The organism is Mycobacterium sp., assembly GCF_035603715.1.
Lineage (GTDB): Bacteria > Actinomycetota > Actinomycetes > Mycobacteriales > Mycobacteriaceae > Mycobacterium.
Map to the genome: position 1 here is coordinate 1 of NZ_DATNJW010000198.1, position 6,890 is coordinate 6,890.

Sequence of the window (6,890 nt, forward strand, 5' to 3'; positions counted from 1 at the left end):
CGTTGCTGCCCAACCTTCCACAGGGCAACGACAAGGTGATTCCGGCTCTGGCGCCGGTCAATTGGCTCTTCGGCGGCCCGCCGCTGATCGAAGCGCTGATCACCACGATGATCGTCGGGCGCGACCAGGCCTACCTGAATCAACCATGGGTCGACTCGCGGGCGATCCGCGTCGACTCCTCAAAAGTCGGATTTCTCGACTTCAACATCGGCACCAAGCAGATGCAAGAGCTCTACCAAAGCGGCCACGATGCGGCCGAAGCATTCCTGAAATCGTGGGACTGGAACGAGTACCTCGAGCGTTTCCGGCGCCCCGGAACCTAGACTTCGAATTCGGCTGCCATATTGTCGATTCCGGCGCGAATCTCGGCCAGCGCCTCGGCCCGGGTCCGCAGCTTCGTGCCGACATGCGCGTGCTGCTTGAGCGTCGCGAATTCGCGTGCGGCTTCCTCGGCGCGGCTGAGCACCATATCTGGCATGACAATTTCGTCCAGCCAACCGGCGGCCACCGCGGTTTCACCGAAGAACGTCTTCGCCAGGCCGGCTGCCTGCTGGAAGGCCGCCCGCGTGAGTCGCAGCTTCATCACTGCCAGGGCCGAGTACGGAATCGTCATACCGATCGCGACCTCGTTGGCCTGAATGTTGAAGCCGGGAGCTGCAATTCGGTGATCACCGCTGGCCAGCAGGAAAGCGCCCATCGCAATGGCGTGGCCGGTGCAGGCCATCACCACCGGTTTGGGGTAGGACAGCAACCGATGCGAAAGCTCGAAGCCGCCCTTGAGCATGTCGATTGCGGGCTGGACCTCACCCGACGTCAGGACCTTCAGATCGAACCCGCCGCTGAAAACCCGGTGGTTTCCGGCGATCACGACGGCGCCGACATCGTCGCGGTCGGCGTGATCGAGCGCGTCGTTGAGGGCCTGCTGCATCGTCGGGCCGAGAACGTTGACTTTGCCGTCGTCCATCGTGATGAACGCGATGGAATCATCGAGGCGATAACTGACCGGACCGTCGCTCATGGAGTTGATTGAATCAGACCGGAAATTAGCCCGGACGCTTAGACCCGCTCGCCGCGATGCTTGCCGAGTTCCTCTTCGGCGTTACCCCAGCGCAAGCTGACGTCAGTCGGCGGCGCCTCGATCTGCCGGGTGCGCCAGCGGTCCTTGGTTTCGTCGACCGCGCGGTTGATGCGCTCGATCTCGGAGCGGAACACGTCGGCGCGAGTTTCCTTGGCGGCGTAGTGGAAATAGGTCAGCAGGCTGCGCAACAGTTCTAGCTTCTGCTTCTCCCGCTTGGCCAGGTCGTGGTTCGTCATCAACTCGATGCGCTGAACCGGCGGCAACGACGCCCAGTCGAGCACCACCTTGGTCTCCAGGGCACGCCGGCTGGGGCGCCAGAATTTCCAGCCGCGGGGAATCTCGACGCGGTCGTAGTAGGTCACCGTGCCCGGGAAGCGCGATTCGATGCCTTCACCGAGCTCGGTGCGGTCGAGCGCCGAATCCCACACCGTGCGCCATTCCTGGCCGGGTGCCAGCGTCGGCAACTGGCGCGGGAGTTGCAGTTCGACGACGTCGGCATAGCCATCGGTGGCATTTTCGTATTCGGCGACGGTCGGTGGGTGCGGAAACGTGAATGAGACGTCGTAGGCCGGGGTCTTTCCGAAATTCCGGACGACTAGTTCAATTACATGCCAGTCCGCGGCATGCGGCTCCATGAACATCCCGACATGCGGACGGATTTCATCGGATGCCAGTCGGCGATTGCGACGTATTTGCGCATTCGCGTAGATCAGGGCGATGACGGCGAGGCCGAGTAAGGCCCATACAGCCCACGCCAACCAGGTACCGGATCCTGCCCCCGCCACCTGGTGCCACCGATCGTGGATCCATTCCATCGAAGCACCCATCCTCCGCTTATATCACAGCAATTAAAGGCACGAAAATTCGCTGGAGGACCCGTTGGAGAACAACTATCCACCCATCAGTGTTCGCCACTGTTCGAGATTAGCGACACGGTAAACGTAGTTAGAGCGTTTGACCTCTGATAGTGAGGCACTCGGTTCGAGCGAATACCAGTGTCCGGGAAATACCGTCGGATCGCCAGGCAGTTGAGCAAGCTTCTGCAGGCTGCGAAAGATCTCGTCGGAATCCCCGCCGGGAAAGTCGGTGCGCCCGCATCCTTCCAAAAACAGCGTGTCACCGGCGACCAGCCGGCCGTCGAGCAGAAAGCATTGGCTGCCCGGAGTGTGACCCGGAGTGTGCAGCAGTTCGATGTCGATGGCGCCGACGCTGACCTTGTCGCCGTGCTCATGCGAGGTGAGATCGCTCATCGGAATTCCGGTGATCCGCGAAACGTACTGCGCCTCTTGAGAATTGACGTGAACCGGAACGCTGACCCGCTCGAGCAGCTCGGCCAGCCCCTTAAGCTCGAAGCCCATCATCGAGCCGCCGACATGGTCAGGGTGGTGGTGAGTGACCAGCACGCCGGAAAGATGCAGGCCATCGGCCTCGAGCACGTCGACCAGATCGCCGGCTGCGTAGGCGGGATCGACGACCACGCAGTCGCCGGTCTGCCGGTCACCGATCAGGTAGGCGAAGTTGCGCATCTGCGCCGCGATCCCGTCGCCCTGGGCGAAGTCGCGGCCGGAGAGCAGTTGGCGGAAGTACAACCGGTCGGTATCAGGCACCCGCTCAGCCTAAGCGGGTCCGCGATGCGGGGTAAACCTCACCGTTTGGTGCGCTTGCGGAGCAGGCTGTACCCTCTTTTAGGCCCGAGACGTGACCAAAACGGTCGCTCGGGTGCGGCCCCCTTAGCTCAGTCGGTAGAGCGTTTCCATGGTAAGGAAAAGGTCAACGGTTCGATTCCGTTAGGGGGCTCGGTGGACGCCGAGCAGGCAGGCGGCCCGGAACGAAGACAAAGCAGTCCCGAGGCGGTGTAGCTCAGTCGGTTAGAGCGAACGACTCATAATCGTTAGGTCGCCGGTTCGAGTCCGGCCATCGCTACAAGACAACAACGAACGAAAACCCGAAAAGAGAACCGACGTGGCCTCCAGTACCGACGTACGGCCCAAGATCACCTTGGCGTGCGAGGTGTGCAAGCACCGCAACTACATCACCAAGAAGAACCGCCGCAACGACCCCGACCGGCTTGAGCTGAAGAAGTTTTGCCCGAACTGCGGCAAACACCAGGCTCACCGCGAGACACGCTGACACAGCCCCCGTCAGCAATCTATTGAGACTGACTAGGTAGGTTGAAGGGTCATGTCGCTGGGCCAGAATGCCATCGGTAAGCGCTTCCGCTACCCCGATTACTACATCGTCGAGCGGGAGAAGATTCGCGAGTACGCGGTCGCAGTCAAAAACGATGACCGTCCCTTCCATGAGGAAAAGGCTGCCCTGGAGCTGGGCTACGACGGCCTGATCGCCCCGCTGACCTTCATCTCGGTGTTCGGCTATAAGGCCGTGGAGGCATTCTTCGCGTGGGCCAACATCGCCACCAACGACGCGCAGGTCGTTCAGGTCGACCAGTCGCTGAAATTTTTCGCCCCGATCAAGGACGGCGATCGGCTGTATTGCGACGTGGAGATCGAGTCGGTCCGGCGGGCCCATGGCACCGACATCATTATGACCAAGCAGACCATCACCAACGACGCGGGCGACATTATTCAAGAGACCTACACGACCCTGGCGGGCCGCGCGGGTGAAGACGGAGATGAGGGATTCCGAGATGCCACTGCGTGAGTTCGATTCGGTGAAGGTGGGCGATCAGCTGCCCGAGAAGATCTACCCGTTGACCCGTCAGGATTTGGTGAGCTATGCCGGCGTCTCCGGTGACCTGAACCCGATCCACTGGGATGACGAAATCGCCAAGGTCGTCGGGCTGGACACCGCGATCGCGCACGGCATGCTGACCATGGGCCTGGGTGGCGGCTTCGTCACGTCGTGGGTCGGCGATCCCGGGGCGGTCACCGAGTACAACGTGCGATTCACCGCCGTGGTCCCGGTGCCCAACGACGGCAAGGGTGCCGAGATCGTGTTCAGCGGCAGGGTGAAGTCGGTCGATCCGGACAGCAAGTCGGTGACGATCGCGTTGACCGCTACCACCGACGGAAAGAAGATCTTCGGTCGGGCGATCGCGTCAGCGAAGTTGGCCTAACTGGTGGCGATCAACACCGACATCCTCGGGATGGTCTGGGAGTACCCGGAAAGCTACGTCGTGGGCCGCGAGAAGGTCCGCGAATTCGCCAAGGCGGTCAAGGCAGACGACCCGGCATCTCTGGATGAAAAGGCGGCGGCCGAGCTCGGGTATGACGGTCTCGTCGCGCCGCCGACTTTCGTCACGATCCTCGGCAAGCTGGTCCAGGCGGACTTTATGCGGAAGGTCGATACAGGCTACGAATCATTACAGATGGTCCAGGTCGACCAGCGCTTCGTCTTCCACAAGCCGATCCTTGCCGGGGATGTGCTGCATGCCCGAATGGAGGTCTACTCCGTCGTTGAACGGTTCGGCGCCGACATCGTGACCACCAAGAACACCTGCACCAACGACGCCGGCGAGGTCGTGTTGGAGGCGTACACGACGGTGATGGGTCACGAAGGCGACGACTCGGTCAACCTCAAGTGGGACATGGAGAGCGGGCAAGTCGTCAGGACGGCGTGATTAGTACCTGACACCTGCTGCGATGTACACTCGGACCTCGGGGTTTTCCCAGTACCAGCGTGTTTTTCTTCTCAGTTGGCGAGCGCGCGCGTCGGGTAAGGCCCCGACACGCGCAGGTTGGCCTGCCAACCAGCGAAGGGGCGTAGCTCAACTGGCAGAGCAGCGGTCTCCAAAACCGCAGGTTGCAGGTTCAAGTCCTGTCGCCCCTGCAATGGTGGACACTGGAAGGTGACCATCACGCACACGATTGAACGAAGGAGCATGCGGTGAGCGACGAACACGTCGATGCCGACGCCGCAGCCGACGGCGGCGGACCTGACGACTCGCAGGGCGGTCGCACGGCCGTGGCGACGCCGCAGCGGCCCACCGGCAAGCGGTCCCGTCACCGGGGTGAGGCCGCAGACGGCACCGACGCATCCGGCGCCGTCGAGCTCACCGAGAGCGACGCCGACGACGACACGCGCAAGAAGGCCAAGAAGGCGAAGAAAGCCAAGACGGCGCGCAAATCCGACGAGCCGTCGAACAACCCGTTCGTCTTCGTCTTCAACTACCTCAAGCAGGTCGTCGCCGAGCTGCGCAAGGTCATCTGGCCCAACCGCAAGCAGATGGGCTCCTACACCTCGGTGGTGTTGGCGTTCCTGGTGTTCATGGTGACGTTGATCGGCCTGGTGGATCTTGGCTTGGCCAAGCTGGTGCTGTGGGTGTTCGGCTGACGCCGCCACGAGCTGACATAAAAAGGGAAGGACCCATAAACCGTGACTACCTCCGACGGCAATCTGCCCGTGGGTGAGACGGTCGACATCGAAGCCGCGTTGCAAGAAGTGACCGCTGACGATGCACCGGAGACGGCCAGCGCCGAGCCGGTGGCCGACGAGACCGCCGAGCCGGTGGCCGACGAGGCCGCCGAGACGCCCGCCGCACCTGAGGAACCGGCTGAGCCCGAAGAGGTCGACCCGGCCGCCGCGCTGAAGGCCGACCTGCGCTCCAAGCCAGGCGACTGGTACGTCATCCACTCCTACGCCGGTTACGAGAACAAGGTGAAAGCCAACCTCGAGACCCGTGTGCAGAACCTGGACGTCGGCGACTACATCTTCCAGGTGGAAGTGCCCACCGAAGAGGTCACCGAGATCAAGAACGGCCAACGCAAGCAGGTCAACCGCAAGGTACTGCCGGGCTACATCCTGGTGCGGATGGACCTGACCGACGACTCGTGGTCCGCGGTGCGTAACACCCCGGGCGTCACCGGATTCGTCGGCGCGACGTCTCGCCCCTCGGCACTCATGCTCGACGACGTGGTCAAGTTCCTGCTTCCGCAGGGTGCGGCCAAGAAGCCCGTCAAGGGCGCCGCGAGCACCGCGAGCACCGGGGTTGAGCTGGAGCGTCCGGTGATCGAGGTCGACTACGCCGTCGGCGAATCGGTCACCGTCATGGACGGACCGTTCGCCACGCTGCCGGCGACGATCAACGAGGTCAACGCCGAACAACAGAAACTCAAGGTGCTGGTGTCCATCTTCGGCCGCGAAACACCTGTCGAACTGGGCTTCACCCAAGTCTCCAAGATTTAGAAATACGGAAGGAACACCAACACTCATGGCCCCGAAAAAGAAGGTCGTCGGGCTGATCAAGCTGCAGATCAAGGCCGGCGAAGCCAACCCCGCCCCGCCGGTCGGTCCGGCGCTCGGGCAGCACGGCGTCAACATCATGGAGTTCTGCAAGGCGTACAACGCCGCGACGGACTCCCAGCGCGGCAACGTCGTCCCGGTGGAGATCACCGTGTACGAGGACCGCAGCTTCACGTTCGCGCTGAAGACGCCGCCGGCCGCCAAGCTGCTGCTCAAGGCCGCGAAAGTGGCCAAGGGCTCGGCCGAACCGCACACCACCAAGGTCGCCAAGGTCACCTGGGATCAGGTCCGCGAGATCGCCGAGACCAAGAAGGCCGACTTGAACGCCAACGACATCGACGCAGCCGCCAAGATCATCGCCGGGACCGCCCGGTCGATGGGGATCACCGTCGAATAGCGGTGTCCCCGTGGGAGGGCCAGCTTCGGCCCGCCAACCACAACCCAACATCAGATTGGATTAACGAATGAGCAAGAACAGCAAGGCATATCGCGCCGCCCTCGAGAAGGTGGACCGCGACAACCTCTACACCCCGTTGCAGGCCGCCAAGCTGGCCAAGGAGACGTCGTCGACCAAGCAGGACTCGACCGTCGAGGTGGCCATCCGGCTCGG

Annotated in this window: 10 protein-coding genes, 3 tRNA genes and 2 pseudogenes; 12 read left to right on the plus strand and 3 right to left on the minus strand. The window is 62.5% G+C overall.

Annotated elements, in window-relative coordinates:
- A pseudogene (locus VN856_RS08455) lies at window positions 1-323 on the plus strand (phospholipase); the annotation flags it as partial.
- On the opposite strand, the gene VN856_RS08460 reads toward VN856_RS08455, so the two are convergent.
- From VN856_RS08460 to VN856_RS08470, 3 genes are all read right to left on the minus strand, one after another.
- The gene (locus tag VN856_RS08460) at window positions 320-1,018 is read right to left on the minus strand and encodes a crotonase/enoyl-CoA hydratase family protein (RefSeq protein WP_325687970.1); all 699 of its coding nucleotides are present in this window, start codon (window positions 1,016-1,018) and stop codon (window positions 320-322) included. The pseudogene VN856_RS08455 and the gene VN856_RS08460 sit on opposite strands and share 4 nt — an antisense overlap.
- 38 nt (window positions 1,019-1,056) lie before the next feature.
- On the minus strand, window positions 1,057-1,905 hold the full coding sequence (locus tag VN856_RS08465; protein WP_325687972.1) for a hypothetical protein: 849 nt from the start codon (window positions 1,903-1,905) through the stop codon (window positions 1,057-1,059).
- A gap of 63 nt (window positions 1,906-1,968) precedes the next feature.
- The gene (locus tag VN856_RS08470; protein ID WP_325687974.1) at window positions 1,969-2,685 is read right to left on the minus strand and encodes an MBL fold metallo-hydrolase; all 717 of its coding nucleotides are present in this window, start codon (window positions 2,683-2,685) and stop codon (window positions 1,969-1,971) included.
- A 117-nt stretch (window positions 2,686-2,802) separates the two neighbouring features.
- Between VN856_RS08470 and VN856_RS08475 the strand changes: the two genes are divergently transcribed.
- The 11 genes and pseudogenes from VN856_RS08475 to VN856_RS08525 all read left to right on the plus strand — a co-directional run.
- Window positions 2,803-2,875, plus strand: a tRNA-Thr gene (locus VN856_RS08475).
- Window positions 2,876-2,927: 52 nt separating this feature from the next.
- Window positions 2,928-3,001: transfer RNA gene (locus VN856_RS08480), tRNA-Met, on the plus strand.
- Window positions 3,002-3,040: 39 nt separating this feature from the next.
- Complete coding sequence (gene rpmG, locus VN856_RS08485) at window positions 3,041-3,208, plus strand: 50S ribosomal protein L33 (RefSeq protein WP_003898538.1); 168 nt, start codon at window positions 3,041-3,043, stop codon at window positions 3,206-3,208.
- 51 nt (window positions 3,209-3,259) lie between these two features.
- On the plus strand, window positions 3,260-3,739 hold the full coding sequence (gene hadA, locus VN856_RS08490) for a (3R)-hydroxyacyl-ACP dehydratase subunit HadA (protein ID WP_325687975.1): 480 nt from the start codon (window positions 3,260-3,262) through the stop codon (window positions 3,737-3,739).
- Window positions 3,726-4,154 (plus strand): (3R)-hydroxyacyl-ACP dehydratase subunit HadB, encoded by a 429-nt coding sequence (gene hadB, locus VN856_RS08495; protein ID WP_325687977.1) that lies wholly within the window; start codon window positions 3,726-3,728, stop codon window positions 4,152-4,154. The genes hadA and hadB overlap by 14 nt, the downstream gene beginning before the upstream one ends.
- Before the next feature lie 3 nt (window positions 4,155-4,157).
- Window positions 4,158-4,658, plus strand: coding sequence for a (3R)-hydroxyacyl-ACP dehydratase subunit HadC (hadC, locus tag VN856_RS08500; protein ID WP_325687979.1), 501 nt, complete (start codon window positions 4,158-4,160; stop codon window positions 4,656-4,658).
- Window positions 4,659-4,794: 136 nt separating this feature from the next.
- A tRNA-Trp gene (locus tag VN856_RS08505) sits at window positions 4,795-4,867 on the plus strand.
- 57 nt (window positions 4,868-4,924) lie between these two features.
- Complete coding sequence (gene secE / locus VN856_RS08510; RefSeq protein ID WP_325687981.1) at window positions 4,925-5,371, plus strand: preprotein translocase subunit SecE; 447 nt, start codon at window positions 4,925-4,927, stop codon at window positions 5,369-5,371.
- A 174-nt stretch (window positions 5,372-5,545) separates the two neighbouring features.
- The gene (gene nusG / locus VN856_RS08515) at window positions 5,546-6,223 is read left to right on the plus strand and encodes a transcription termination/antitermination protein NusG (RefSeq protein WP_325687985.1); all 678 of its coding nucleotides are present in this window, start codon (window positions 5,546-5,548) and stop codon (window positions 6,221-6,223) included.
- A gap of 25 nt (window positions 6,224-6,248) precedes the next feature.
- Window positions 6,249-6,677, plus strand: coding sequence for a 50S ribosomal protein L11 (gene rplK / locus VN856_RS08520; RefSeq protein WP_325687983.1), 429 nt, complete (start codon window positions 6,249-6,251; stop codon window positions 6,675-6,677).
- Between the two features lie 67 nt (window positions 6,678-6,744).
- Window positions 6,745-6,890, plus strand: a pseudogene (locus VN856_RS08525) (50S ribosomal protein L1); the annotation flags it as partial.